Source organism: Pedococcus cremeus (genome assembly GCF_900111375.1).
GTDB classification, from domain to species: domain Bacteria; phylum Actinomycetota; class Actinomycetes; order Actinomycetales; family Dermatophilaceae; genus Pedococcus_A; species Pedococcus_A cremeus.
Map to the genome: position 1 here is coordinate 342,279 of NZ_FOHB01000003.1, position 26,605 is coordinate 368,883.

Here is a 26,605-nt window from a genome sequence, read left to right on the forward strand (position 1 = left end):
ACCGTCCACCGGTCGCCACGGCATACCCTTGGCCCATGCCTTCGCTCGACGACCTGTTGCACGCTGCCGTCCAGGGCGTCGGGGGAGTGGAGCGACCCGGCCAGGTGCAGATGGCGCATGCGGTGGCCGACGCCATCGCCAAGGACGAGCACCTCCTCGTGCAGGCGGGGACGGGCACCGGGAAGTCGCTGGCCTACCTCATCCCCGCGGTGCAGCACGCCATGCAGGAGGGCAGGCCCGCCGTGGTGGCGACGGCGACCCTGGCCCTGCAGGCGCAGATCGTCGACCGCGACATGCCCCGGCTGGCCGACGCGCTCGCGCCGCTGCTCGGCCGCCGGCCGACCTACGCCCTGGTGAAGGGCCGGCGCAACTACCTGTGCGCCCACAAGCTCGAGGGCGGCTTCCCCGACGACGACGAGGGCGCCTTCCTGTCCGTCGGGCAGGTCGACCAGCAGGCGAGCCGCCTCGGCGCCGAGGTGGTGCGGCTGCGCGAGTGGGCCGAGGTCACCGAGTCCGGCGACCGCGACGAGCTGGTGCCCGGCGTCAGCGAGCGGGCCTGGCGGCAGGTGTCGGTCAGCGCGCACGAGTGCCTCGGCGGCAAGTGCCCCATGGTCACCGAATGCTTCGTCGAGCGGTCGCGGGAGGCGGCGAAGGAGGTCGACGTCGTCGTCACCAACCACTCCTTCATGGCCATCGACTCCTTCGAGGGGCGCCAGATGCTGCCGGAGCACAAGGTGCTCATCGTCGACGAGGCCCACGAGCTCGTCGACCGGGTGACCTCCACGGTCACCGACGAGATCACCGCCACCATGGTGTCGGCCGCGGCCAAGCGGGCCGCGCGCCTCGCGGAGTCGACCGATGCCGTGGACGACGCCGGCGTCTTCCTCCAGGGGGTGCTCGACGAGCTGCCGGAGGGCCGGCTGACCGGCGTGCCCGATGCCCTCGAGCTCGCCCTCGCCCGCGTGCGCGACACGACTCGGCAGGTGCAGAGCGAGCTGAAGCCCAAGCCGGGGGAGGAGGCCGACGGCAACCGCCAGGTCGCCCGTGCCTCGATCGACGAGATGTACGAGAACAGCGCCCGCATCCTCGAGCAGCGCGAGCTCGACGTGGTCTGGGTGAACCGCGACCCGCGGCGGGGAACGGTGCTGCGGGTGGCTCCGATGAGCGTGGCGATGCTGTTGCGCGACAAGGTCTTCGGCGACCGCACCGTGGTCATGACGTCGGCCACCCTCGAGCTGGGAGGCACCTTCGACGCGGTCGCCGGCACGCTCGGCCTGCGCGGCGAGGGGGCCCCCGACTGGCGCGGCCTCGACGTCGGGAGCCCCTTCGACTACCCCAAGCAGGCGATCGCCTACGTCGCCCAGCACCTCCCCGCGCCGGGTCGTGACGGCCTCGCCGAGCAGACGCTCGACGAGATCGAGGCGCTCATCCGGGCGGCGGGCGGACGCACCCTCGGCCTGTTCTCGTCGATGCGCGCGGCCCGCGAGGCCACCGAGGCGATGCGCGAGCGGTTCTCCGACATGGAAGGCGACATCGGCTTCCTCTGCCAGGGCGAGGACCAGATCACCACGCTGGTGCGGCAGTTCGCCCGCGACCCGCAGACCTGCCTCTTCGGCACGCTCACCCTGTGGCAGGGCGTCGACGTGCCCGGTTCGGCCTGCCAGCTCGTCATCATCGACCGCATCCCGTTCCCGCGCCCCGACGACCCGCTCTCCTCGGCACGCTCGCAGGCCATCGCCCGGATGGGCGGTAACGGCTTCATGGCGGTGTCGGCCACCCACGCCGCACTGCGGCTCGCCCAGGGTGCCGGCCGCCTGATCCGACGCGGCGACGACCGCGGCGTCGTCGCCTTCCTCGACTCGCGCATGATGACCGCGCGGTATGCCGGATTCCTCCAGCGCTCGCTGCCGCCCTTCTGGCCGACCACCGACCGGGAGCGTGTGCTCGCCGCCCTGCGTCGCCTCGACGAGACGGCGCCGGAGCCCGTGACGGTGCACGAGCCCGCCCTGCGAGGCGTCGCCGGTGCGGTCGCGGGCACCACCATGGGCGACGGCGCGGAGCACCCGCGGCCGGAGGCCGACGCCCGGCCCGTCGCGCCGGCGCCCCCGCCCGCCGCGGCGTCGCGGACGGCGGTCACCCAGGGGCACTCGTGGACCGCGGACGCCGACGAGGAGCTGCGCGACGGCGTCGAGCTCGGGCTGACGCTCGAGGAGCTGGCCGAGAGCCTCGAGCTGCCCGAGGACGTCGTTGCCGCCCGCCTCCGCGGTCTCGGGCTGGACGCGTCGGGTGCCGCCCGGATGTCCTTCGACTGACACGCCGTCCGGCCAGCCTCCCGGCGGTCGGCGGCCCCCGGGCCGCGAACCCGGCACCGTCCCGTCACACCCGCGTGGCAGGCTTGGGCCGTGACCGTGACCCCCCAGCGCACCGTGCCGCCGCTCGTCCTCATCACGGGTCCGGAGGGCATCCTCGCCGAGCGCGCGCTGACGTCGGTGATGGCCGAGGTGAGGGTCACCGCCCCCGACGTCGAAGTGGTGCGGTTGCAGGCCGCCGGCTACGAGCCCGGGTCCCTCATGGTGCACACCAGCCCCTCGCTGTTCGGCGGCCAGAAGGCGGTGGTCGTCCAGGACCTCGACGAGGCCTCCGACGAGCTCCAGACCGACCTGCTCGCGTTCCTCGCGGCCCCCGAGCCCGACGTCACGCTGGTCGTCACCCACAAGTCGGGGCAGCGTGGCAAGAAGGTGCTCGACACCCTGAAGAAGGGCGGCGCCCGCGTCATCGACTGCCCCGCCATCAAGACGGACCGTGACAAGACCGACTTCGCCACCAACGAGTTCCGGGCGGCCCGGCGGCGCGCGACCCCCGAGGCCGTGCGGGCCCTCATCGAGGCCGTCGGCAAGGACCTGCGCGAGCTCTCGGCCGCCTGCCAGCAGCTGGTCTCCGACACGACCGGGGTCATCGACGAGGCGCTCGTGGAGAAGTACCACGGCGGCAAGGTCGAGGCCACCGGCTTCCGGGTCGCCGACGCCGCCGTCGCCGGCAACACGGGCGAGGCCCTGAGGCTGCTGCGGCACGCGATCGCCACCGGCGTCGACCCGGTGCCGATCGTGGCGGTGCTCGCCCAGCAGCTGCGCCAGCTCGTCCGCGTCGGCCACGCCGGCCGCGGCCGGTCGGCCGACGTGGCCCGCGACCTCGGGATGGCTCCGTGGCAGGTCGACAAGGCGCGCCGCGCACTCAGCGGCTGGGACGCCGAGGCGCTCGGCCGATCGATCCAGGCCGTCGCCGCGGCCGACTTCGAGGTCAAGGGCGGCGGGCGCGACCCCGTGTATGCCGTCGAGCGGGCGATCCTGACCATCACCCGCGAGCGCCAGGGCAGTGGCCAGCGCTGAGAAGGTGGCGCCGAGCGGGTGGCGCCGAGCGGGTGGCGCCGAGCGGGTGGCGCGTCGCAGGGTCGGGACGGCGCGGCACACGCGTTTTGTCGCCCGGCCCGGGCCGCTGGTAGATTTGGTCCTCGCGTGCGCGCCTAGGTCGTGCGCGCATGCAGCACCACCCAGCGCAGGCTCAACCACGGGTGCCCCACGCCCGGTCCCGAGCCGCGTCTGCCGCCCTCTAACGGCAACCAACCGACCAACCAGAAAGACACACTGTGGCAAACATCAAGTCCCAGCTGAAGCGGATCAAGACCAACCGCGTTGCGACCGAGCGCAACAAGGCCGTCAAGAGCGAGCTCAAGACCTGGATCCGCAAGTTCCGCGAGGCCGCGGAGACCGGCGACGCCGACACGGCCAAGGAGGCCCTCAAGGTCGCCTCGACCAAGCTCGACAAGGCCGTGAGCAAGGGCGTCATCCACAAGAACCAGGCCGCCAACAAGAAGTCGGCCATGGCGAGGAAGGCCGCCTCCCTCTGACCAGAGGCGCCGCCTGACGACAGGGCCCGTCACTGCACCGCGGTGACGGGCCCTGTCGCATCCCCGGCGCCCACCGTCCCGGTCCCGGGGCGCCCACCGTCCCGGCGCGGCGGGAGAGGAGCCGCTCAGTGCGCGGCGCGGACCGCCGCGGCCACCTCGGTGAACCGCTCGCGCGGCAGGACGGCGCCCTCGCGGCGCACCCGGGTGGGGTCGACGCGCAGGACCCGGTCGACGCGGGCCTCGCTCGGGCGCCCCTGCCGGTCCCACGGACCGGAGCCGATGTCGACCCAGTGGCGGCCCCACCGGGCCTCCTGGGCGGCATCGCGGTCGTGGTCCTGGCTGGTCAGCATCAGGGCGAGCAGCCAGGGGCCGTCGTGGCCGATGACGAGCACGGGGCGGTCCTTGCCGCGGCTGTGGTCCTCCTCGTAGGGCACCCAGGTCCAGACGATCTCGCCCGGGTCGGGGTCACCGTCGTCCGAGGGTGCATAGGTCATCTGCGGCACGCCGTCGAAGTCGCCCGGGTACGCCTCCGTGGTCGCGCCCCCAGCGCTCGTGGTCGCGCCCCCAGCACTCGTGGTCGCGCCCCCAGCACTCGTGGCCGCCGCGCCCCGGGTGGTGGGGCGCCGCCCGCGGACGGCCCTGCCGAGCAGGCGGGCGAGCTGCCGTCCGAGTCGCTGTCTGGGTCGCTGTCCGGGTCGTGGTGCGGCCATGCCCGGCACCGTACCGGCCGGGGCGGCAGGTCGTGCTGCTCAGGCCCAGCGTCGCCGGCTGGCGAGGAGCGCCAGGAAGGTGTGGGCGGTGAAGCGCTGGTGCGCGCGCAGGACCGCCAGGCTGGGGCTGCTGTCGTCGCCACGGGCCTTGTCGACCATCAGGCCGACCACCACGGCGAGGAACGCGTCGACCGCGTCCGGGTCCACGCCGACCAGCAGGGGCGAGCCCTGCCAACGGGTCACGTCGAGGCCGTGGTGCGCCATCAGTGGCCACAGCCCGACGAAGTCCACCCACGCCGGGCCGCGTGACACCCAGTTCCAGTCGACCATCCGGGCGGTGCCGGTGCGGTCGACCACGAGGTTGTCGGGGCGCAGGTCACCGTGCACGACCTGTGTCCCGGCCAGGGCGGCGCCCGCGTGGCCCGCGAGGCCGGCGAGCTCGCTGCGCTGCTCTGCGGTCAGCGGCGTCAGCCAGCCCGGCCACGGGTCCACCCCGCCGGCCAGCGACTCCAGGGCATTGAGGGCGACGGGGTCCGAGCCGAGGTCGACGGCGAGCAGGTCGGCCGTCAGCGCGACGACGACGTCGGCCGGCACCTCGGCCGCGGCCAGGCACGCCCGGTGCACGGCGTCGGCAGCGGTCGTGGTCCACGGCATACCGGGCATGTCACCGTCCACGGCCTCCATGACGATGAGGCGCCACTCGTCCACGGCCGCCGAGCCGACCAGGTGAGGTGCGGTGGCGCGGCCGGCAAGGTGCGCGAGCACCGCGGACTCACGCTCGATGGCCACCCGTGCGTGCGGCGCGGAGGTGTCGGCTGCCTTGGCAAAGACGGCCCGGCCGTCGGCGAGCGAGAGTCGACCTGCGTAGGCGCGGGTGAAGCCGCTCCTCACGGGCGGGTCGGCCACGACGGCTCCGCCTGCCAGCTCGGCGAGGCGGGCGCGCACCTCGGCGGGAAGGTCGGCGAAGGTGGGCCGGTCGGCCGTGCGGCGGTAGTCGAGCTCGCGTGGCTCGAGGGGTCCGGTGCTCATCGCCGGCCATTCTGGGCCATCTCGCCCCCTGGCCCTGGCGCATGGGGCACTCCCTGCGCTCCCTACCCTTGCCCCATGACGCAGCACAGCCGGGGGAGGACCGGCCTCGCCCTCCTCGCCCTGGCTGCCGGAGGGTTCGCCATCGGCACCAGCGAGTTCGTCACCATGGGGCTGCTGCCCGAGGTGGCCGCCGGGGTGAACATCGACATCCCGACGGCCGGTCACGTCGTCTCGGCGTACGCCGCGGGCGTCGTGGTCGGCGCGCCGCTGCTCGCCGCGCTCGGCGCCAAGCTGCCGCGCAAGCACCTTCTGCTCTGGCTGATGGCCGCCTTCGCGGCCGCGCACGTCGCCTCCGCCCTCGCCACGAGCTACCCGGCGCTCATGGTCGCCCGGTTCGCCTCGGGCCTCCCGCACGGTGCCTACTTCGGCATCGCCTCGCTGGTCGCGGCGTCGCTGGTGCCGCTGCACCGGCGCACGTGGGCGGTCGCCATGGTGCTCACCGGGCTCACGGTGGCCAACATCGTCGGGGTCCCCCTGACGACGAAGCTCGGCCAGGACTTCGGCTGGCAGTGGCCGTATGCCGCGGTCGGCGTCATCGCGCTGCTCACCGTGCTCGCGGTCTGGCGCTGGGTGCCGTTCACCGCCGCGACGGGGGAGGAGTCGGTGCGGGCCGAGCTGCGGGCACTGCACCGGCCGCAGGTCTGGCTCGCCCTGGGCATCGGCACCGTCGGCTTCGGCGGCATGTTCGCGACCTACGCCTACATCTCGCCGACCATGACCGAGCTCGCCGGGCTGTCACCGGCGGCCATCCCGCTGGTCCTGGCGGTCTACGGGGTCGGCATGACGGTGGGCACGCAGCTCTCCGGGCGCGTGGCCCGCCGCGGCATCATGCGGGGGATCGTCACCACCCTCGGGCTCATCGCGGTGATGCTGGTGGTGTTCGGGTTCGCGGCGCACCAGCCGGTGCTCGCGGTGGTCATGGTGTTCCTCCTCGGGGTGCTGCCGAGCATCCTGGTGCCGATGCTGCAGACCCGGCTCATGGACGTCGCCCACGAGGGCCAGTCGCTCGCCGCGGCCCTCAACCACTCCAGCCTCAACATCGCCAACGCCCTCGGCGCCTGGCTGGGCTCGGTCGTCCTGGCGGCCGGCCTGGGCTACGAGTGGCCCTCACGCGTGGGTGCCGGCCTGGCCGTGCTCGGCGTGGGCCTCGCCCTCGTCTCGGCGGTGACCCAGCGTCGCACCACGCGAGCCGCCGCGCTGGCGGTCAGCGACGGCCGGCTCGCGACTGGAACACGCTGACCAGCACCCCGTAGGTCGGCTCGCCGGGGCCCGGTCCACGATCGCGGGCGGTGCGTCACCGGCATACCGGGGGTCATGGGAGACTGTGACGATTCCGTCCCCGACGCCCGTGAGGTTCGAGAACCCCGTGTCACCCATGGCCCGCACCGCGCTGCAGCCGCACGCAACGCCGCCGGAGCTGATCCGGAACTTCTGCATCATCGCCCACATCGACCACGGGAAGTCGACGCTCGCGGACCGCATGCTCCAGATGACCGGCGTGGTCGACGCCCGGGCCATGCGCGCGCAGTACCTCGACCGGATGGACATCGAGCGCGAGCGCGGCATCACCATCAAGTCCCAGGCCGTCCGCATGCCGTGGGAGCTGGACGGCACGACCTACGCGCTGAACATGATCGACACCCCCGGGCACGTCGACTTCACCTACGAGGTGTCCCGCTCGCTGGCGGCCTGTGAGGGTGCCGTCCTGCTCGTCGACGCTGCGCAGGGCATCGAGGCCCAGACCCTGGCCAACCTCTACCTGGCCATGGAGAACGACCTCACGATCATCCCCGTGCTCAACAAGATCGACCTGCCCGCGGCGCAGCCGGAGAAGTTCGCCGAGGAGCTCGCCGGCCTCATCGGCTGCGAGCCGGAGGACTGCCTGCAGGTGTCAGGCAAGACCGGTGTCGGCGTCGAGCCGCTGCTCGACCAGATCGTCCAGCAGCTCCCCGCGCCGGTGGGCGACGCCGACGCGCCGGCCCGCGCCATGATCTTCGACTCCGTCTACGACACCTACCGCGGCGTCGTCACCTACGTCCGGGTCATCGACGGGAACCTGAACCCGCGCGAGCGCATCCAGATGATGTCGACGCGGGCGACGCACGAGCTCCTCGAGATCGGCGTCATCTCGCCGGAGCCGGTGCCGTCGAAGGGCCTCGGCGTCGGTGAGGTCGGCTACCTCATCACCGGCGTGAAGGACGTGCGCCAGTCGCGTGTCGGTGACACGGTCACCAACGCCGCCAAGCCCGCCAAGGATGCGCTCGGGGGCTACCGCGACCCCAAGCCGATGGTGTTCTCCGGGCTCTACCCGATCGACGGCTCGGACTACCCCGACCTGCGCGACGCCCTCGACAAGCTCAAGCTCAACGACGCGGCGCTGGTCTACGAGCCGGAGACGTCCGCCGCCCTCGGCTTCGGCTTCCGGATCGGGTTCCTCGGCATGCTCCACCTCGAGATCGTCCGCGAGCGGCTCGAGCGCGAGTTCGACCTCGACCTCATCTCCACGCTGCCCAACGTCGTCTACGACGTGACGATGGACGACGGCAAGAAGCTGTCGGTCACCAACCCCAGCGAGTTCCCCTACGGCAAGATCGCCGAGGTCCGCGAGCCGGTGGTGCGGGCGACGATCCTGGCGCCGAGCGAGTTCATCGGCGCCATCATGGAGCTCTGCCAGCAGAAGCGGGGGAGCCTGCGCGGCATGGACTACCTGTCCGAGGACCGCGTCGAGATGCGCTACACCCTGCCGCTCGCCGAGATCGTGTTCGACTTCTTCGACCAGCTGAAGTCGCGCACCCGCGGCTACGCCTCGCTCGACTACGAGCCCGACGGCGACCAGGCCGCCGACCTCGTCAAGGTCGACATCCTGCTCCAGGGCGAGACCGTCGACGCGTTCAGCGCGATCGTGCACAAGGACAAGGCGTACGCCTACGGCGTGATGATGGCCAGCAAGCTCAAGGACCTCATCCCGCGCCAGCAGTTCGAGGTGCCGATCCAGGCCGCCATCGGCGCCCGCATCATCGCCCGCGAGAACATCCGCGCGATCCGCAAGGACGTCCTCGCCAAGTGCTACGGCGGTGACATCAGCCGCAAGCGCAAGCTGCTCGAGAAGCAGAAGGCCGGCAAGAAGCGGATGAAGAACATCGGCACGGTCGAGGTCCCGCCGGAGGCCTTCATCGCGGCGCTGTCCTCCGACGCCGGCACCACCGAGAAGTCCAAGAAGTAGCGGCCGGCCGCGACGCCACCACACACGGTTACCGGCGGGTAATATCACCGCCATGGTGGACACGTACGCGCTGTACCGCCGCCTCGCGGCATACCCGCAGGGACGGCGGCTGTTCTCGCTCGTCTTCGAGCAGGCGGCGCCCTACTTCCGCACGTCGAGGCCGCGGTTCGTCGAGCTGCGCCCGCACCACGCCGAGCTGGTGGTGCGGAAGCGGCGCCGGGTGCAGAACCACCTCGGCACGGTGCACGTGATCGCCATCTGCAACGGCCTGGAGGCCGCGATGGGCGCCCTCGCGGAGGCGACGACCCCGCCCGGCCGGCGCTGGATCCCCAAGGGCATGAGCGTCGACTACACCGCGAAGGCCACCAGCGACATCCGCTGCATCGCCGAGACCGACCCGCAGGACTGGGCCGACGGTGCGAGCGAGGTGCCCGTGCGGGTGCGTGCGCTGCGCGAGGACGGCACGCCCGTCGTGCAGGGCGTGATCCGCCTGCACATCTCGGACCGTCCGGCGCGCTAGCCCACCAGGCTGGTGCGGAGGGCGGCGACCTGCTCCTCGGACCACCCCTGCTGGACCAGCCACCCGGGGGCCCCGCCGTACCTCTCCTCGAGGACCTCGAGGATGCGGGCCATCGTCTCGGGCTTGGGCAGGTGGTCCTCGATCGGCCGGCCGCGCAGGTTGTCGGCGTAGGCGGGGCGGCTGATGAGGCGTTCGACGATGCGCTCGATGCGCTCCGCCGTGGCGACGTAGTCGGCGACGATCTCCTCGGCCGGCACGCCGGCGACGGCCAGCGCCATCCCGACGACGGTGCCGGTGCGGTCCTTGCCGGCCGCGCAGTGCACGACGGTGGCGCCCGGCGCCGTCGCGATGACGTGGAGGGCCGCGGCGACCGAGTCGGGCCGGTCGGCGAGGTAGCCGAGGTAGTGGCTGGCCCAGTAGTCGTCGTCGTGGCTCTTGAGCCGCTCGCGCGCGGCCTCCGTCTGCCAGGGGAGGACGAGGGCGTCCTCGACGGTGACCTCGGTCTCGTCGTCGCGGAAGAGCGAGTGGCGGTGGTGGGTCAGCGGGGTCAGGGTCAGCGGCCCGGGTCCCTCGGCGTGGAACTCGACGTTGCTGCGCAGGTCGACGATGTCGGTGACGCCGAGGTCCTCCACGAGGCGCTTGACGTCGCGCTCGGTGAGGTCCTGGAGGTTGTCCGAGCGCAACAGGCGGCCGGTGCGCACGGTGCGCCCGTCAGCAGTGGGCAGCCCCCCGACATCCCGCATGTTCACGACGCCGTCGAGGTCCACCCATCCAATGCTCACGGGCCGACCTTACGACGCCGCACCGTCAACCACCTGCCCGACTCCGTTGTCCCGCACCGCCCGCCACACCGCGTCGGCGACCACGAGGTCGCTCAGCCCGTTGCCGAGGTTCTGGCAGACCACCCGTCCCCGCGGGCTCTCGACGGCTGCTGGGCCGAGCAGGGCACCGGTCCACGTGGTCGGTGAGGGGTAGTCGCCGAGCTTCCGCTCCGCCCGCACGGCCTCGAACTGAGTGCGGTGGTCGGCCGCCAGCAGCGCGGTCGCGGCCAGGGCCGGCCCCACCGAGGTGGCGTAGTCCAGCGGCAGCAGCAGGGCGTCGTCGCGCACCCACGAAGGGTCCAGCTCGGCGCCCTCGACGCCGATGGAGAGCGCGGTGACGACGACGGCAGCGTCCCTCACCGCCGCTGCCGGGTCGGCCGCGGTGCGCAGCCGTATGCCGGGCGTCGCCTCCGCGGCCCAGGCCACCAGGGCGTCGCGCGCCTCCGGGCGGCGCGCCCAGACCACGACGTCGTCGCACCCGAGCGCCTCGAGCACCCGCAGGTGTGAGCGAGCCTGCACGCCGGCCCCTGTGATGGCCACCGGTCCGGGGCGGACCGGCGCGAGGGCGCGCACGCAGGCACCGCTCACGGCAGCCGTGCGGGCGGCGGTGAGCTCGGCCGCCGGCATCAGGCACACCGGGAGCCCCGTCGCGCCGTCGTTGACGATCATCACGCCCGCCGCTGTCGGCAGCCCGCGTGAGGGGTTGTCGGGGAAGATGCTGATCCACTTGCAGCCCAGCAGCCCGCGCTCGGGCCACGCGGCGGGCATGGCGTTGGCGAACGTGCCGGGCAGCGTGTGCACGGCCGGCTTGGGCGGCACCTCCGCCCTTCCGTCGGCCAGGGCCGTGAGGGCGGCCGCGACGAGCTCGACGCACTCCTCGGGACGGGGGAGCAGCCGGCGGACGTCGTCTTCGGTCAGCACGCGCATCGGCCCAACCTACCGACGGCAAGGCCGCCGCTTCGTGGATGGGACAATGGGCCCATGCCGAGCACGCTGCCCGAGGGCGACCCCGCGCCGCCCGACGGGCGCCTCCCCGACGCGGCCCTGGCGACCCTGCACGACCGACCGTTCGGCGTCTACCTGCACGTGCCGTTCTGCTCGGTGCGCTGCGGCTACTGCGACTTCAACACCTACACGCTGACCGAGCTGGGGGCCGACGGCGCCAGCGTCGCCACGTTCGCCGACGCCGCGGTGCGCGAGCTGCGCCTCGCCGGCACCGTGCTCGGGGACACCCCGCCGGTCGACACGGTGTTCGTCGGTGGAGGCACCCCGACGATGCTCGCCGCAGACGACCTGGTGCGCATGCTCGACGGCGTCCGTGAGGTCTTCGGCCTGGCCCCCGACGCCGAGGTGACCACGGAGGCCAACCCCGACTCCGTGACCCCCGAGTCGCTGCACCGCCTCGCCGAGGGCGGCTTCACGCGGGTGTCGGTCGGCATGCAGTCGGCGGTGCCCCACGTGCTGCGCGTGCTCGAGCGCACCCACCAGCCGGCGAACGTCGCCCGGGCCGTGGCCGCGGCGAAGGACGCGGGGCTGCAGGCGAGCGTCGACCTCATCTACGGCACCCCCGGCGAGAGCGTCGGCGACTGGCGCACCAGCCTCGAGGCCGCCATCGCCCTCGAGCCCGACCACGTGTCCGCCTACGCCCTCGTCGTCGAGGAGGGCACCAAGCTCGCGGCCCAGGTGCGGCGCGGCCAGGTGCCCGCGCCCGAGGACGACGACGAGGCGGCCAAGTACGAGGTCGCCGACGAGCTGCTCGGCGCGGCCGGGTTCGAGTGGTACGAGGTCAGCAACTGGGCGACCACCCCCGCCGCCCGCTGCCGCCACAACGAGGGCTACTGGGCCGACGGGAACTGGTGGGGCGTGGGCCCGGGGGCGCACAGCCACGTCGGCGGCGTGCGCTGGTGGAACGTCAAGCACCCCAACGCGTATGCCGGTCGGCTGGCTTCCGGGGCGTCACCGGCCGCCGGCCGCGAGACGCTCACCGGCGAGCAGCGCTACGACGAGCGGGTGCTCCTCGGTGTGCGGCTCGTCGACGGGCTGCCGCTGGGCGACCTGCGCGAGGACGGGCGTCGGGCGGTCGCGGGGCTCATCGCCGACGGCCTGCTCGACGGGCCGGCCGCGCTGCGCCGCTCCGTGGCGGTGCTCACCCTGCGCGGCCGGCTGCTCGCCGACACCGTCGTGATGCGCCTGCTCGGCGTTCGCTGACCGTCGAGCCTCTCTCGGGCCTACTTCACCCAGTCCGGCCTACTTCACCCAGTCCGGCCTACTTCACCCAGTCCGGGGTGAGCGGGTAGCGGTACCACTTGCCGTTGTTGGCCTCGATCGCCGCCACGATCTGGAGGACGATCGCCGCGATGCCGATGGCGATCGCGGTGAAGATGCCGATGACGACGAACATCAGCGGGATCGAGATCAGCAGGCCGATCGCCACGATGATCTGGAAGTTGAGCGCCTGGGCGGCGTGGTGGCGCACGAACGGGCCGCGGTCGCGGAAGACCAGGTAGATCACCAGCGGGCCGAGGAACGGCAGGCCGACGAAGGAGGCCAGGAACGGCGAGAGGTGCGCCGCGATCGACCAGGTCCGCTCGTCGCTGGGGGAGAGCTGGTTCGGCGCCCCGTAGCCCGGCTGGCCGTACGGCTGCTGGTAGCCCTGCTGCTGGTAGCCCTGCTGCGCGTACCCCTGCTGGTAGCCCTGGTCGTAGCCCTGCTGCTGGTACGCCGACTGCTCGGCCGGCTGCCCGTAGGCCGTCTGCTCCGTCGGCTGCCCGTAGGCCGTCTGCTCACCCGGCTGTTCGTAGGACGGCTGCTCATACGCTGGTTGCTCGGACGCCGGCTGCTGGTCAGCGGGCTGCACGTAGGGCGGCGACTGGTCGCCCGGCTCCTCGTAGGCCGGCTGGTCGGCAGGCTGCTCGACGACGGGCGGCTCGCCCGACTGCACCGGCTCGTCCTGCGCGCGCCGGGGCTCCGGGGTGGACGGCGTGTTCTCGCTCATGGCTCTTCTCTCCTCGTGGTCTCGGCACCAGTCAACCGCAGATGGGCTGCCCGTCACCCGGCTTTGAGGGTGCGCTCAGGGAACGGTCCGGGTAACCCCTGAGGCCAGGGCGTCCGGCGAGGTCAGTGCCCGGGCTCGGTGACGAAGTCGATGAGCTCCTCGACGCTGGCGAGGAGGGTCGGCTCGAGGTCGGCGTAGGTGCGCACCGTGCCGAGGATCTGCTTCCAGGCCCGGGCGATGTCGGCCTGGCTCTGGTGCGGCCAGCCGAGGTGCGCGCAGATGCCGTGCTTCCAGGAGGTGCCGCGCGGGATCACCGGCCAGGCCTGCAGCCCCAGGCGGTCGGGGCGCACGGACTGCCACACGTCGACGTACGGGTGTCCGAGGATCTTGACGTGCGCGGCATACGGCTGGAGGCGGCGTGCCGCCTCGACCACGCGCTGCTCCTTCGTGCCGGCGACGAGGTGGTCGACGAGCACGCCCATCCGGCGCCCGGGGCCGGGCTGGAAGTCGCGGATCGCGGCCTCGAGGTCGTCGACGCCGTCGAGCATCTCGACGACGACGCCCTCGACGCGCAGGTCGTGGCCCCACACGCGCTCCACGAGCTCGGCGTCGTGCCGGCCCTCGACGAAGATGCGGGAGCCGCTGGCCACCTTGGCCTTGGCGCCGTGCACGGCGAGGGAGCCGCTGGCCGTGCGCGAGGCCGCCTGCCGGGCGGCGGCCACCTGCGCGCGGGCCGCGGCCCTCGGCGGCGTGAGCACCACGGGGCGGCCGTCGAGGAGGAAGCCCGGCCCGAGCGGGAAGCCCTTCGAGCGGCCCCGGCGGTCCTCGAGGTGCACCACGTGCATGCCGCCGGCCTTCTCGACCCGGGTGACCGCGCCGCACCAGCCGGTGTCGACGTCCTCGACCACGAGACCGGTCTCGGCCTCGACCTCCTTGGAGCGTCCGTTGCGGGGGACCCGCCAGTCGCCGGCGAGCACGTCGGGGCCATACCTGTCAGTCACCGGGGAAGGGTATGCGGGAGCTCGCCGGGGCCGGAGCGGACGCGCCGCGGAATCGTCGTGGAGGCGACTCTCGACGTAGACTTGGCACTCGACAGGCGTGAGTGCCAGACCAGAACCACAGTCGGACCACCACCGGACGCGACGGGAGGACTGCATGAGCGAGGAGCGCCGTCTGGCCGTGCTGCGGGCCATCGTCCAGGACTACGTCCAGACGTCCGAGCCGGTCGGGTCCAAGGCCCTGCTGGAGCGCCACCAGCTGGGCGTCTCGGCTGCCACCGTGCGCAACGACATGGCCGTCCTCGAGGAGGAGGGCCTCATCGCCGCGCCGCACACGAGTGCCGGCCGGATACCCACCGACGCCGGCTACCGGCTGTTCGTCGACCGGCTCAGTGCGGTGAAGCCGCTCAGCACCGCCGAGCGGGCCGCGATCTCGCAGTTCCTCGAGGGCGCCGTCGACCTCGACGACGTCGTCGACCGCACCGTGCGCCTGCTGGCGTCGCTGACCCGGCAGGTCGCGGTCATGCAGTACCCGTCGCTGACGCGTTCCACCGTGCGGCACGTCGAGCTGGTGCCCATCGGCTCCTCACGCCTGATGGTGGTGCTGATCGTCAACACCGGCCGCGTCGAGCAGCGGGTGCTCGAGTCGGCGCACGACCTGCTCACCGCCGAGGGTGAGGACCTGCTCGCCCGGGTGCGGGGTGGGGTCAACGCCGAGGCGGTGGGCAAGCGGCTCGTCGACGCGGCCGCGGCGCTGGAGGACCTCCCGGAGAAGTTCGTTCCCGCCGAGCGCGACCTGGTCCGTGCCGTGGCACGCTCCCTCGAGGACGCCCTGGTCGAGGAGCGCGAGGAGCGGGTCGTGCTGGCCGGCACCTCCAACCTCGCCCGGTTCGGGACCGACTTCCCGCTCACCATCGGCCCGGTGCTCGAAGCCCTGGAGCAGCACGTCGTGCTGCTGAAGCTGCTGGGGGAGGCGCACATCGGGCCCGATGCCGTCGCCGTGCGCATCGGGCACGAGAACCCGTATGCCGGGCTGCAGTCGACCTCGGTGGTCTCCACCGAGTACGGCACCGGCGCGGACCTCGTCGCCGGCATCGGCGTCGTGGGCCCGACCCGGATGGACTACCCGACCGCCATGGCCTCGGTGCGCGCCGTCGCGGCATACGTCTCGCGCATCCTGTCCCAATGACGCCCCCTGTCCATGACACCCCCCTGTCCGTGACCGTCGCGCACCTGCGCGGCACACTCGAAACAGCATGACTGAGAAGGACATTCGTTGAACGACTACTACGCCGACCTCGGTGTCTCCCGGGACGCCACGGCCGAGGAGATCAAGCGCGCCTACCGCAAGCAGGCCCGCAAGCTCCACCCGGACGTCAACCCGGGCCCGGAGGCCGAGGAGCAGTTCAAGCGGGTCTCGCAGGCCTACGACGTCCTCGGTGACCCCGAGAAGCGCCGCAACTACGACATGGGCGCCGACCCCTATGCCAGCGGGGCCGCCGCCTTCGGCCAGGGCTTCTCGTTCAGCGACATCATGGACGCGTTCTTCGGCGCCGGTGCCGGCGCGGCCCAGCGTGGGCCGCGGTCCCGCCAGCGGCGCGGCCAAGACGCCCTGGTGCGCCTCGACATCGACCTCGCGGACGCGGTGTTCGGCGCCGAGAGCGAGCTGACCCTCGAGACCGCGGTGGTGTGCGAGACCTGCCACGGCGACGGGGCACAGCCGGGCACGTCGCGGCGCACCTGTGACGTCTGTGGCGGCCGCGGCGAGATCCAGCAGGTGCAGCGCTCCTTCCTCGGCCAGGTGATGACCAGCCGTCCGTGCATGACCTGCCACGGCTACGGCGAGGTGCTCGTCAGTCCCTGCTTCGAGTGCTCCGGCGACGGCCGGGTGCGCACCCGCCGCACGCTGAAGATCAAGGTGCCGGCCGGCGTCGACACCGGCACCCGCATCCAGCTCGCCGGCGAGGGCGAGGTCGGCCCCGGCGGCGGTCCCGCCGGTGACCTCTACGTCGAGGTCGCGGTGCGCCCGCACGCCACCTTCCAGCGGCGCGGCGACGACCTGCACTGCACCATCGAGCTTCCGATGACCGCAGCCGCGCTCGGCACCACGGCCAAGCTCGACACGTTCGACGGCACCAACGAGCTCGAGGTCCGCCCGGGCACCCAGCCCGGCGACGTCATGACCCTGCGCGGGCTCGGCGTCACCCACCTGCGGGGCTCCGGTCGCGGCGACCTCGTCGTGCACGTCAACGTCATCACCCCGACCCGGCTCGACGCCGAGCAGGAGGAGCTGCTGCGCCAGTTCGCCACGCTGCGCGGTGAGGAGCGGCCCGAGGGCCACCTCGCGCCCGCGGGCCACGGCCTCTTCGGCAAGCTGCGCGACGCCCTCAAGGGCAAGTGACGCCGCCGCCGCCGCCACAGACAGGCCGTATGCCGTGACGCTGCCGCTGTTCCTCGTCGCGCCCGAGCGGCTGGCCGGCGTGCGTGCCGGCGGCTCGGTGGTGCTCGACGGCCCCGAGGGCCGCCACGCCGCCACCGTGCGACGCATCGGGGTGGGCGAGTCGGTGCTGCTCTCCGACGGGCGGGGCACCCGCGCCACGGCCGAGGTGGTGGCGGCCGGGAAGGCGGAGCTCGAGCTGACCGTCACCGCGGTGGAGGAGGACCCGGAGCCTGCCCTGCGGCTGGTGCTGGTGCAGGCGCTCGCCAAGGCCGACCGCGACGACCAGGCCATCGAGTCGGCGACGGAGCTCGGCGTCGACGAGGTCGTGCCCTGGCAGGCGGCCCGCAGCATCGTCGTCTGGCGCGGCGACCGGGCGGCCAAGGCGCTGCGCAAGTGGGAGTCGGTCGTCACCGCCGCGGCGAAGCAGTCGCGGCGCAGCCGGGTGCCGGTCGTCGCCGAGCCGGTGGGCCAGCGGGGGCTGGTCGAGCGCATCCGCGACAGTGCCCTGGCCCTGGTGCTCCACGAGGACGCCACGGCGCCGCTCGCCGGTCAGTCCCTGCCCGACACGGGCGACGTGCTCGTGGTGGTGGGTCCCGAGGGTGGCATCAGCCCCGAGGAGCTGGCCGCCTTCGAGGAGGCCGGCGCGGTCCCGGTGCGCCTGGGCCCGACCGTGCTCCGGTCGTCGAGCGCCGGACCGGCCGCCCTCGCCGTGCTCAGCGCCGCGTCACGCTGGCGCTGACGTCGCCAGCGCGCCGAGGAGTGGGCGCAGGTGGAGTCAGCGCACGTGGAGTCAGCGGACGGAGAAGGACACCCGCTTCTCGGCGTTGACGGTCTTCCCGTCGGCAGCGCTGACCTCGAACACCCGGATGGTGTAGTCACCCGGGGCCAGCGAGCCGAGGCCGAACGAGAACGTGCCGCGGCCGGGTGCACCGGTGCTGGCGGTGGCGACGCCCTTCCCGACCGCGCTCGTGCCCTTGAGCAGCTGCCAGCTGACGGTCGCCTCGAACACGGTCGCCTCGCCCTTGACCACGACGGGCTTCCCCTGGGGCAGGGTGGCGTCGCGACCCGGGGAGGTGACCCAGATCGGCGCGAGGTCGTTGTAGGACTCGGTGCTCGGCGGCCGGTTGTACTTCTGCGTCGCGGGGAACAGCCCGAAGAGCATCGTCTCCCCGTCGGCGACCGTGAAGGTCACGGGGATGGTGCCCTTGCCCACCGCTGCCTGGGCGGTCCAGACCAGCGACTGCACCGCCACGCGTGCGACGTCCTTGTCGGTGATGCCGGGGGAGCCGGGGCCGCTGAGCCGCACCGTGATGAGCCGCGGGGTGACCGTCACGCCGCCGACGGTGGTGCCCGACCAGGGCTGGAGGTAGCCGTCGGTGTTGCTGAACCGCTGGGCGTCCATGGCGAGGGCCAGGGCAGCCTTCGCCTTCTGCGCGTCGGTCGCCGCGGTGGGGAGGTTTGCCGGGAGGAACTCGCGGAAGAGACGGAAGACCGGCCGGTCGCCGCTGACCGGGCCGACGAAGTAGGCAGGCAGGGCCACCCGCCGCGCGGCCGGCGCCGAGGTGCCGGCGCTGGAGGCGGTGCCCCCCGGGGCTGAGGACGGGCCCGACGAGGCCGTGGCCCCCGGGCCGCCCTTCGCCGAGGGTGATGCCGACGTGGCCAGCGGCGCGGCCGCCGGGTCACGGTCGTCCTGACCCGTCTGCGTGCTGCCCCATACCACCCCGGCGATGGCTGCGACGGCGGCCGCGGCGGCCAGTGGCGTGACCCAGCGCCGGTGACCGGGCCGCTGGTCCTCGGCCCGGGTGGCCTGTCGCCCGGCGGCCAGGATGTGGTCGAGGCGCTCGGAGGGGCGCACGCGCTGCGCCTCGTGGTGGAGGGCGTGGCGCAGCCGGTGCTCGACGTGGTGGAGCTCGGGGTCGGGGGCTCCGGAGCCCTGTCCGTCCTGTCCGGGGGGACGTCCGCTGCTGGTCATCGCCTGGCCTCCATCTGGTCGCGCAGGGCGGCGAGGCCCCGGTGGGCGTGTGCCTTGACCGAACCGGCGGAGATGCCGAGGGCGTCGGCGATCTCGGCCTCGCTGAGGTCGAGGTAGTAGCGCATGGTCAGGACCTCTCGCTGGCGCTGTGACAGCCGGGCGAGGGCGTCGATCATGACGGCGTGGGACTCCAGCGCCAGCAGGCGCTCCTCGGGCCCCGGCTCGGGTGTGCCCAGAGCGGTGCGGTCGGTCTTCTGCCGCTCCACCCAGCGCTCCTCCACGCCCCGGTGGCGCAGGCTGGAGCGGGCGCCGTTGACCACCGAGCGGCGCAGGTAGGCCACGGCCTTGGCGGGGTCGCGCAGCGACGCCCAACCGGCGTGGACCGCGATGAAGGCCTCCTGCGTGACCTCCTCGGCGAGCTGGTCGTCCCGCAGCAGCAGCCAGGCGAGGCGTACCAGCCCGGCCCAGTGCCCGGCATACAGGTGGGCGATGGCGTCGTCTGCCTCCCGGGGCTCGACGGCCGCCGACCCGCCCGCGCCTCTGTCGACCACGCCCAACGTTCTCACGCGCCCCTGACGCGCAGCCGGTGCGCGAGGTTGACGCGCCGATAGCCTTTCGTCCATGAGCGCTGAGAGCACGCCCACCAGCCAGGCCGACTGCCTGTTCTGCCGGATCGTCGCGGGGGAGATCCCCGCCACCATCGTGCACGAGACGCCGAACACGACGGCCTTCCGCGACATCGACCCGCAGGCCCCGACGCACGTCCTGGTGGTGCCCAAGCGCCACGTGCCGACGCTGGCGGAGCTGGCCGACGTGTCGCCGGAGGAGCTGGCCGAGGTGGTCCGCGCCGCGGGGGAGGTCGCGAGGATGGAGGGCCTCGAGCGGGGGTACCGGGCCGTCTACAACACCGGTCCCGACGCACAGCAGTCCGTGTTCCACGCGCACGTCCACGTCGTCGGTGGACGGCCCATGACGTGGCCGCCCGGCTGAGCGTGACCGTAGACTGGCCCACAACATGACTGACGACACCCGTCCCACCCCCGACGAGGGGCAACAACCCGACACCGGACTCGACTCTGCGTCCCGGCCCGCGCCCACCCACACGGTGGTGATCCCGCCGGAGGTGCAGATGGTGACCCTCCTGGGGCCGCGGGACGAGCTCCTGCGCACCATGGAGCGCGCCTTCCCGCTCGTGTCGATCCACGTCCGTGGCAACGAGTTCCACATGACCGGTCCGAGCGCCGACGTGGCGCTCGTGGAGCGCACGATCGACGAGCTGCTGCTCGTCATCGAGGGCGGCCAGCCGCTGAACCGTGACGCCGTCGAGCGGTCGATCGGCATGCTGCGCGCACAGACCTCCGAGCGGCCCGCTGACGTGCTGACGATGAACATCGTCTCGTCGCGCGGTCGCACGATCCGGCCGAAGACGCTGAACCAGAAGCACTACGTCGACGCCATCGACGAGCACACGGTGGTCTTCGGCATCGGTCCCGCCGGCACCGGCAAGACCTACCTCGCCATGGCGAAGGCGGTCGCGGCGCTGCAGGCCAAGCAGGTCAACCGGATCATCCTGACCCGGCCGGCGGTCGAGGCGGGGGAGCGGCTGGGCTTCCTGCCCGGCACGCTGAACGAGAAGATCGACCCCTACCTGCGGCCGCTCTACGACGCGCTGCACGACATGGTCGACCCCGACTCGATCCCGCGGCTCATGGCGGCGGGCACCATCGAGGTGGCCCCGCTGGCCTACATGCGCGGCCGCACCCTCAACGACGCCTTCATCATCCTCGACGAGGCGCAGAACACCTCGCCCGAGCAGATGAAGATGTTCCTGACCCGCCTGGGCTTCGGCTCCAAGATGGTGGTCACGGGCGACGTCACGCAGGTCGACCTGCCCGACGGCACCCGGTCCGGGCTGCGGATCGTCCAGGACATCCTCCACGACGTGGAGGACATCCACTTCGCGATGCTCACCCCGCACGACGTCGTCCGGCACCGCCTCGTCGGTGCCATCGTCGACGCCTACGGCCGCTGGGACGACCGACAGCAGGGAGGGCGAGCGCAGCGTGAGCGTCGACGTTCTCAATGAGACCGACTACCGGCTCGACGAGATCGAGCTGGTGGCCCTCGCCCGCTACGTGATGGGGCAGATGCGCGTGCACCCCGGTGCCGACCTCTGCATCCGGCTGGTCGACGAGGACGCCATGGAGGTCCTCCACGTGCAGTGGATGGACCTGCCCGGCCCGACGGACGTCATGTCCTTCCCCATGGACGAGCTGCGCCCCGGCCGTGAGGGCATGGAGCCGGAGGAGGGCGTCCTCGGCGACATCGTGCTGTGCCCCAGCGTCGCGGCGAAGCAGGCGACCCAGGCGGGCCACGCCACCGAGGAGGAGCTGCTGCTCCTGACCACGCACGGCATCCTCCACCTGCTCGGTTACGACCATGCCGAGCCTGAGGAGGAGCGCGAGATGTTCGAGCTCCAGCGGCAGCTGCTGCTGACCTTCCTGGCCGGGCGGGGCCGACCGGAGTCGTGAGCGGGCAATGGTGATCGCATGGTGATCCGCTTCGTCCTGCTGGCCCTCCTCAGCCTCCTGCTCGCCTTCCTCCTCGCCTCCGCCGAGGCGGCGCTGTTCCGCACGTCGCGCATCCGGGCGCAGGAGCTCCGCGAGGAGGGCCGCGCGGGCGCGGTCGCGCTCGAGCGCATCGTGCAGGACGGCGCGGCATACCTCTCGGTGCTCGCCTTCGTGCGCGTCGTGGCGGAGGCGGCCACGGCGGTCTTCATCACCTTCGCCGTCACGCAGCTCGTCGACGGCCCGGCCCTGCGCGTGGTGACCGCGATCGGCACGATGACGCTGGTGTCGTTCGTCATCGTGGGCGTCTCGCCACGCACCCTCGGCCGCCAGCACTCGGACGCCATCGCGCTCGTGGCGGCACCGGTCGTGGTGTGGCTGCGCCGGGTGCTCGGGCCCCTGGCGCGGCTGCTGGTGGCCCTCGGCAACGCCGTGACCCCTGGTCGTGGCTACCGCGACGGGCCGTTCCAGAGCGAGTCCGAGCTGCGCGACCTCGTCGACCTGGCGGGGGAGAGCGCGCTGATCGAGGCCGAGGAGCGGGAGATGATCCACTCGGTCTTCGAGCTCGGTGACACGGTGGCCCGCGAGGTGATGGTGCCGCGCACCGACATGGTGACGATCGACGGCGACCGTTCCCTGCGCTCGGCGATGTCGCTGTTCCTGCGCTCCGGCTTCTCGCGCATCCCGGTGGTCGGGGACGGCCCCGACGACGTGCTCGGCCTGCTCTACTTCAAGGACGTCGTGCGCCGCGTCAACGCCGACTCCGAGGCCGGGTCCATCCCGGTCACCGCGCTGATGCGGCCGATGCACTACGTGCCGGAGAGCAAGCCCGTCGACGACCTGCTGCGCGAGATGCAGCACGACCAGAGCCACTTCGCGATGGTCGTCGACGAGTACGGCGGCACCGCGGGCCTGGTGACCATCGAGGACATCCTCGAGGAGATCGTGGGCGAGATCGCCGACGAGTACGACCGCGAGGCGCCGGGCGTCGAGCCGATGCCGGACGGCACGACGCGGGTGCCGGCGACGATGGACATCGACGACCTCGCCGACCTGTTCGACGTGACGATCGACGAGGACGAGGTCGACACCGTGGGCGGCCTCATCGGCAAGACCATCGGCCGTGTGCCGATCGTCGGCTCGAGCTGCGAGGTCGCCGGACTGCGGCTGACCGCGGAGCGGATGGCCGGCCGTCGGCACCGCATCGCAAGCGTCATCGTCGAGCGGCTCCCCGAACCGGAGTCCGAGCGCGAGGGGGAGCGCACTACGGTGGAGCCCTCGGACCGCGAAGGAGTGTCATGAGCGAACGCACGGACAAGGGGTATGCCGCCGGCTTCGCCTGCCTCGTGGGGCGCCCCAACGCCGGCAAGTCGACGCTGACCAACGCCCTCGTGGGGCAGAAGGTCGCGATCACCTCGTCGAAGCCGCAGACAACCCGTCACACCATCCGCGGGATCGTCTCGAGCCCGACCTCGCAGCTGGTGCTCGTCGACACCCCCGGGCTGCACAAGCCGCGGACGCTGCTGGGCGAGCGGCTCAACGACGTCGTGCGCGAGACCCTGCTCGAGGTCGACGTCATCGGTTTCTGCCTTCCGGCCGACCAGCGGATCGGGCCGGGTGACGCGTTCATCGCCAACGAGCTCAAGGAGATCCAGCGGGCCAAGCGGCGGCCGGTGGTCGCGATCGCGACGAAGACCGACCGGGTCGACAAGGGCCGCCTGGCCGAGCACCTCATCGCCATCGACCAGCTGGGGGAGTGGGACGAGATCGTCCCGTGCTCGGCCGTGAGCGGTGAGCAGGTCGAGGACGTCGCCCGTGTGCTGTCCTCGCACCTGCCTCCGTCGCCGGGGCCTCTCTACCCGGAGGGCGTGCTCACCGACGAGCCCGAGGCCGTCATGGTCGCCGAGCTGGTGCGCGAGGCGGCGCTCGAGGGTGTGCGCGACGAGCTGCCGCACTCGCTGGCGGTGGTGGTCGAGGAGATGGTGCCCCGCGAGGGGCGGTCGGAGGCCAACCCGCTGCTCGACGTGAGGGTCAACGTCTTCGTCGAACGCTCGTCGCAGAAGGCGATCATCATCGGAAAGGGCGGCTCGCGGCTGCGTGAGGTCGGGAGCAACGCCCGCCACGCGATCGAGGCGCTGCTCGGCCAGAAGGTCTTCCTCGACCTGCACGTCAAGGTCGCCAAGGACTGGCAGCGCGACCCCAAGCAGCTCCAGCGCCTCGGCTTCTGACGCGCCTGCGGGACCGCCGTGTGGTGAGGCTCACGGCATACTCGAAGCCGTTGCGCAGCAACCTCTTTCGCGACTGCTGAGCGATCCTCAACACGAATTCGATTTGCTGTCAAGGGTTCTCGCTGGCACAGTTTCTCGTCGACTTGACCTGACCTGACACGTAACCGACGAGAAGACGAAGGAGAGGCGCCCCGTGGAGACGGGGCGCCGATTACTGCGTGACGACACACCTGACGAAGACAGGACCCACGGGTCCCACCGACCTCACTGACGAGAACGACGTGGCCGCCGAGGAGGTTCCGCACCCGGCGCTCGACCTCGAGCTCGAGGAGCACCCGGCCGACGAGCCGCAGAAGCTCGACAAGATCGTGTTCGGCATCACCGCCGCGATCGCCATCGGCTTCGTGCTGTGGGGCTTCCTGAGCACCTCGACCCTCAGCGCGGCCTCCAGCTCCAGCCTCGGCTGGGTCGTGCACAACATGGGCTGGATGTTCTCGCTCGTGGCGAGCGGCTTCGTGCTGTTCGTGATCTGGCTCGCCGCCGGCAAGTTCGGCCGCATCCCGCTCGGTCGCAACGACGAGGAGCCGGAGTTCAAGACGGCCTCGTGGATCGCGATGATGTTCTCCGCCGGCATGGGCATCGGCCTGATGTTCTACGGCGTGTCCGAGCCGCTGTCGCACTTCGTGAAGCCGCCGCCCGGCACCGGTGCGGCAGGCAACCCCGAGGCGCTGCAGCACGCCATGGCGACCACCCTGTTCCACTGGACCCTGCACCCGTGGGCGATCTACGCCGTGGTCGGCCTCGCGGTCGCGTACGGCGTCTACCGCAAGGGCCGTTCGCTGCTCATCAGCGCGGCGTTCGCGCCGCTGTTCGGTGAGAAGCGCGCCGCGGGCCCGGCCGGCAAGGTCATCGACATCCTCGCGATCTTCGCGACCCTGTTCGGCTCCGCCGCCAGCCTCGGCCTCGGCGCGCTGCAGATCGGCTCCGGCCTGGAGATCGTCACCGGTCTGGGCAAGGCCGGCAACGGCGTCCTCGTCGGCATCATCACCATCCTGACGGTCTGCTTCATCCTCTCGGCCGTCTCGGGTGTCTCCAAGGGCATCCAGTACCTGTCGAACATCAACATGGTGCTGGCCGTCGCGCTGGCCGTGTTCGTGTTCGTCGTCGGCCCGACCGTGCTGATCCTCAACCTGGTGCCGACCGCCGTGGGCAGCTACTTCCAGGACCTCGCGATGATGTCGGCCCGCACCGACGCCGCCGGCGGCAGCGCGATGAAGGAGTGGCTGGCCGGCTGGACCATCTTCTACTGGGCCTGGTGGGTCTCGTGGACGCCGTTCGTCGGCATGTTCATCGCCCGCATCTCACGTGGCCGCACCATCCGCCAGTTCGTCACCGGCGTGCTGCTCGTGCCGAGCGTGGTGAGCCTGGTGTGGTTCGCGATCTTCGGTGGCGCCGGCATCGACATGCAGCGCAAGGGCACCGACCTGGCCGGCCAGGCCACCTCCGAGGGCTCGCTGTTCGCGATGCTCTCGAACATGCCGTGGGCCACCGTCACGTCGATCCTGGTGATGGTGCTCGTCGCGATCTTCTTCGTCTCGGGCGCTGACGCCGCCTCGATCGTCATGGGCACGCTCTCCGAGCGCGGCACCCTCGCGCCGAGCCGCAAGACGGTGATCTTCTGGGGCGCCGCGACCGGTGCCGTGGCCGCGGTCATGCTGCTCGTCGGTGGCGAGGACGCGCTCTCCGGCCTGCAGAACATCACCATCGTGGCGGCGCTGCCCTTCCTCATCGTGATGGTCGGCCTGGCCATCTCGCTGGTGAAGGACCTGAACGCCGACCCGCTCATCGTGCGGCGCGAGATCGCCGTCGCGGCCATCGAGCAGGCGGTCGTGACCGGCGTGACCGAGCACGGCGACGACTTCGCGCTCGTCGTCGAGGAGGCCCCGGCCGAGGAGGTCGCTCCCGCGACCGCCGCCGAGGCGGACGCCGCCGCCCGCCGGGAGAACGCCACCGCCTGACGCGCCACATGGTGGGCGCTCGTCAGCGCTGCGACCGAGCCGACCTATCCTTGACCCCATGCGAGTTGGAGTATTCGGGGCCACAGGACAGGTCGGCTCGGTCATGCGCGCCCTCTTGGCGGAGCGCGGCTTCCCGGTCGACGAGATCCGTTTCTTCGCGTCCGCCCGGTCCGCCGGCACCACGCTGCCGTGGGCCGGTGGCGAGGTCGTCGTCGAGGACTCCGCCACGGCGGACTTCACCGGCATCGACATCGCCCTCTTCTCCAACGGCGGTGCGGCCTCGAAGGTGCTCGCCCCCGAGGTGGCGGCTGCCGGTGCCGTCGTCGTCGACAACTCCTCGGCGTGGCGCAAGGACCCCGAGGTGCCCCTCGTCGTGAGCGAGGTCAACGCCGACGACCTCGACACCATCCCCAAGGGCATCGTCGCGAACCCCAACTGCACCACCATGGCCGCCATGCCGGTGCTCAAGCCGCTGCACGACCGCGCCGGGCTTGTCCGGCTCCACGTGTCGAGCTACCAGGCCGTCTCCGGCTCCGGCGGCAAGGGAGTGCAGGAGCTCGACACCCAGCTCCGTGGCGGGTACGCCGCCGGGGACCCGACCGGTCTCGCCCTCGACGGGCGCGCGGTGAAGGTCCCCGACCCCAACCTGTATGCCGTGCCCGTCGCCTTCAACGTCGTGCCCCTCGCCGGGTCGATCGTGGACGACGGCTCGCTCGAGACCGACGAGGAGCAGAAGCTCCGCAACGAGTCGCGCAAGATCCTGCACATCCCCGAGCTCCGGGTCTCCGGCACGTGCGTCCGGGTGCCCGTCTTCACCGGCCACAGCCTCGCCATGCACGCCGAGTTCGCCGAGGACCTCAGCCCTGCCGAGGCGCTCGAGCTGCTCGGTCGCGCGCCCGGCGTCGTCGTCACCGACGTGCCGAACCCGCTCGACGCCGCCGGTCGCGACGAGGTGTTCGTCGGCCGCGTGCGCGCGGACCAGGCTGCGCCGGAGGGCAGGGGTCTCAACCTGTTCGTCGTGGGCGACAACCTGCGCAAGGGCGCGGCCCTGAACGCGGTGCAGATCGCCGAGGAGCTGCTCAAGCGCCGCTGAGCGGAGCCAGCCGGCCGAGCCGGCGCT

The 26,605-nt window shown here is 72.3% G+C and carries 25 protein-coding genes; 17 read left to right on the forward strand and 8 right to left on the reverse strand.

The window, feature by feature from the left end:
• Positions 1–35 precede the first annotated feature (35 nt).
• The 3 genes from BMW78_RS07640 (at position 36) to rpsT (ending at position 3,904) form a co-directional block, all read left to right on the forward strand.
• A complete protein-coding gene (locus BMW78_RS07640) occupies positions 36–2,312 on the forward strand; it encodes an ATP-dependent DNA helicase (protein WP_091757975.1) in 2,277 nt (758 codons plus the stop codon).
• Between the two features lie 90 nt (positions 2,313–2,402).
• Positions 2,403–3,386, forward strand: a complete 984-nt coding sequence (gene holA / locus BMW78_RS07645; RefSeq protein WP_091757976.1) for a DNA polymerase III subunit delta — start codon at positions 2,403–2,405, stop codon at positions 3,384–3,386.
• A gap of 257 nt (positions 3,387–3,643) precedes the next feature.
• Positions 3,644–3,904 carry a 30S ribosomal protein S20 gene (gene rpsT / locus BMW78_RS07650; protein ID WP_091757977.1) on the forward strand — a complete coding sequence of 87 codons (261 nt, stop codon included), beginning with the start codon at positions 3,644–3,646 and terminating at the stop codon, positions 3,902–3,904.
• A gap of 125 nt (positions 3,905–4,029) precedes the next feature.
• Here the strand turns inward: rpsT and BMW78_RS07655 are convergent, their stop codons facing one another.
• Both BMW78_RS07655 and BMW78_RS07660 read right to left on the reverse strand, forming a co-directional pair.
• A complete protein-coding gene (locus tag BMW78_RS07655; protein WP_091757978.1) occupies positions 4,030–4,614 on the reverse strand; it encodes a type II toxin-antitoxin system PemK/MazF family toxin in 585 nt (194 codons plus the stop codon).
• A 39-nt stretch (positions 4,615–4,653) separates the two neighbouring features.
• Positions 4,654–5,643, reverse strand: coding sequence for a phosphotransferase family protein (locus BMW78_RS07660; protein WP_091757979.1), 990 nt, complete (start codon positions 5,641–5,643; stop codon positions 4,654–4,656).
• Positions 5,644–5,718: 75 nt separating this feature from the next.
• Between BMW78_RS07660 and BMW78_RS07665 the strand changes: the two genes are divergently transcribed.
• The 3 genes from BMW78_RS07665 (at position 5,719) to BMW78_RS07675 (ending at position 9,446) form a co-directional block, all read left to right on the forward strand.
• On the forward strand, positions 5,719–6,942 hold the full coding sequence (locus tag BMW78_RS07665; RefSeq protein WP_091757980.1) for an MFS transporter: 1,224 nt from the start codon (positions 5,719–5,721) through the stop codon (positions 6,940–6,942).
• Between the two features lie 136 nt (positions 6,943–7,078).
• Entirely contained in the window at positions 7,079–8,926 is a 1,848-nt protein-coding gene (lepA, locus tag BMW78_RS07670; protein WP_091757981.1) for a translation elongation factor 4, read from the forward strand.
• A gap of 52 nt (positions 8,927–8,978) precedes the next feature.
• Positions 8,979–9,446, forward strand: a complete 468-nt coding sequence (locus tag BMW78_RS07675; RefSeq protein WP_091757982.1) for a hotdog fold domain-containing protein — start codon at positions 8,979–8,981, stop codon at positions 9,444–9,446.
• Here BMW78_RS07675 and BMW78_RS07680 read toward each other — a convergent pair.
• Positions 9,443–10,228, reverse strand: coding sequence for a tyrosine-protein phosphatase (locus tag BMW78_RS07680; RefSeq protein ID WP_091757983.1), 786 nt, complete (start codon positions 10,226–10,228; stop codon positions 9,443–9,445). The genes BMW78_RS07675 and BMW78_RS07680 overlap by 4 nt on opposite strands.
• 9 nt (positions 10,229–10,237) lie before the next feature.
• On the reverse strand, positions 10,238–11,194 hold the full coding sequence (locus BMW78_RS07685) for an ornithine cyclodeaminase (protein ID WP_091757984.1): 957 nt from the start codon (positions 11,192–11,194) through the stop codon (positions 10,238–10,240).
• A gap of 54 nt (positions 11,195–11,248) precedes the next feature.
• Between BMW78_RS07685 and hemW the strand changes: the two genes are divergently transcribed.
• Complete coding sequence (gene hemW / locus BMW78_RS07690) at positions 11,249–12,475, forward strand: radical SAM family heme chaperone HemW (protein ID WP_091757985.1); 1,227 nt, start codon at positions 11,249–11,251, stop codon at positions 12,473–12,475.
• Positions 12,476–12,533: 58 nt separating this feature from the next.
• Here the strand turns inward: hemW and BMW78_RS07695 are convergent, their stop codons facing one another.
• Together BMW78_RS07695 and BMW78_RS07700 are read right to left on the reverse strand one after the other, a co-directional pair.
• Positions 12,534–13,262, reverse strand: a complete 729-nt coding sequence (locus BMW78_RS07695) for a DUF4870 domain-containing protein (protein WP_091757986.1) — start codon at positions 13,260–13,262, stop codon at positions 12,534–12,536.
• Positions 13,263–13,384: 122 nt separating this feature from the next.
• Entirely contained in the window at positions 13,385–14,263 is an 879-nt protein-coding gene (locus BMW78_RS07700; protein WP_091757987.1) for a DUF3097 domain-containing protein, read from the reverse strand.
• 154 nt (positions 14,264–14,417) lie between these two features.
• Between BMW78_RS07700 and hrcA the strand changes: the two genes are divergently transcribed.
• From hrcA to BMW78_RS07715, 3 genes are all read left to right on the forward strand, one after another.
• Complete coding sequence (hrcA, locus tag BMW78_RS07705; protein ID WP_091757988.1) at positions 14,418–15,449, forward strand: heat-inducible transcriptional repressor HrcA; 1,032 nt, start codon at positions 14,418–14,420, stop codon at positions 15,447–15,449.
• Between the two features lie 87 nt (positions 15,450–15,536).
• Positions 15,537–16,661 carry a molecular chaperone DnaJ gene (dnaJ, locus tag BMW78_RS07710; protein WP_091757989.1) on the forward strand — a complete coding sequence of 375 codons (1,125 nt, stop codon included), beginning with the start codon at positions 15,537–15,539 and terminating at the stop codon, positions 16,659–16,661.
• 34 nt (positions 16,662–16,695) lie between these two features.
• A complete protein-coding gene (locus BMW78_RS07715) occupies positions 16,696–17,439 on the forward strand; it encodes a 16S rRNA (uracil(1498)-N(3))-methyltransferase (protein WP_091757990.1) in 744 nt (247 codons plus the stop codon).
• Positions 17,440–17,490: 51 nt separating this feature from the next.
• Here BMW78_RS07715 and BMW78_RS07720 read toward each other — a convergent pair whose 3' ends face one another.
• Together BMW78_RS07720 and BMW78_RS07725 are read right to left on the reverse strand one after the other, a co-directional pair.
• A complete protein-coding gene (locus BMW78_RS07720) occupies positions 17,491–18,672 on the reverse strand; it encodes a Gmad2 immunoglobulin-like domain-containing protein (RefSeq protein ID WP_091757991.1) in 1,182 nt (393 codons plus the stop codon).
• The gene (locus BMW78_RS07725) at positions 18,669–19,223 is read right to left on the reverse strand and encodes an RNA polymerase sigma factor (RefSeq protein ID WP_245735725.1); all 555 of its coding nucleotides are present in this window, start codon (positions 19,221–19,223) and stop codon (positions 18,669–18,671) included. Before BMW78_RS07725 ends, BMW78_RS07720 begins: the two co-directional genes overlap by 4 nt.
• A gap of 70 nt (positions 19,224–19,293) precedes the next feature.
• On the opposite strand from BMW78_RS07725, the gene BMW78_RS07730 reads away from it, so the two are divergent.
• The 7 genes from BMW78_RS07730 to BMW78_RS07760 all read left to right on the forward strand — a co-directional run bounded on the left by BMW78_RS07730 (position 19,294) and on the right by BMW78_RS07760 (position 26,578).
• A complete protein-coding gene (locus BMW78_RS07730) occupies positions 19,294–19,662 on the forward strand; it encodes a histidine triad nucleotide-binding protein (RefSeq protein WP_091757993.1) in 369 nt (122 codons plus the stop codon).
• Positions 19,663–19,687: 25 nt separating this feature from the next.
• Entirely contained in the window at positions 19,688–20,758 is a 1,071-nt protein-coding gene (locus BMW78_RS07735) for a PhoH family protein (RefSeq protein ID WP_091757994.1), read from the forward strand.
• Positions 20,736–21,203, forward strand: a complete 468-nt coding sequence (ybeY, locus tag BMW78_RS07740) for an rRNA maturation RNase YbeY (protein ID WP_091757995.1) — start codon at positions 20,736–20,738, stop codon at positions 21,201–21,203. Before BMW78_RS07735 ends, ybeY begins: the two co-directional genes overlap by 23 nt.
• Positions 21,204–21,221: 18 nt before the next feature.
• A complete protein-coding gene (locus BMW78_RS07745) occupies positions 21,222–22,541 on the forward strand; it encodes a hemolysin family protein (RefSeq protein ID WP_091757996.1) in 1,320 nt (439 codons plus the stop codon).
• Entirely contained in the window at positions 22,538–23,467 is a 930-nt protein-coding gene (era, locus tag BMW78_RS07750) for a GTPase Era (protein WP_091757997.1), read from the forward strand. Before BMW78_RS07745 ends, era begins: the two co-directional genes overlap by 4 nt.
• A gap of 218 nt (positions 23,468–23,685) precedes the next feature.
• Positions 23,686–25,485: a BCCT family transporter gene (locus BMW78_RS07755; protein WP_425439044.1), complete on the forward strand. Its 1,800-nt coding sequence runs from the start codon at positions 23,686–23,688 to the stop codon at positions 25,483–25,485.
• A gap of 58 nt (positions 25,486–25,543) precedes the next feature.
• The gene (locus BMW78_RS07760; RefSeq protein ID WP_091757998.1) at positions 25,544–26,578 is read left to right on the forward strand and encodes an aspartate-semialdehyde dehydrogenase; all 1,035 of its coding nucleotides are present in this window, start codon (positions 25,544–25,546) and stop codon (positions 26,576–26,578) included.
• The last annotated feature ends 27 nt before the right edge of the window (positions 26,579–26,605 follow it).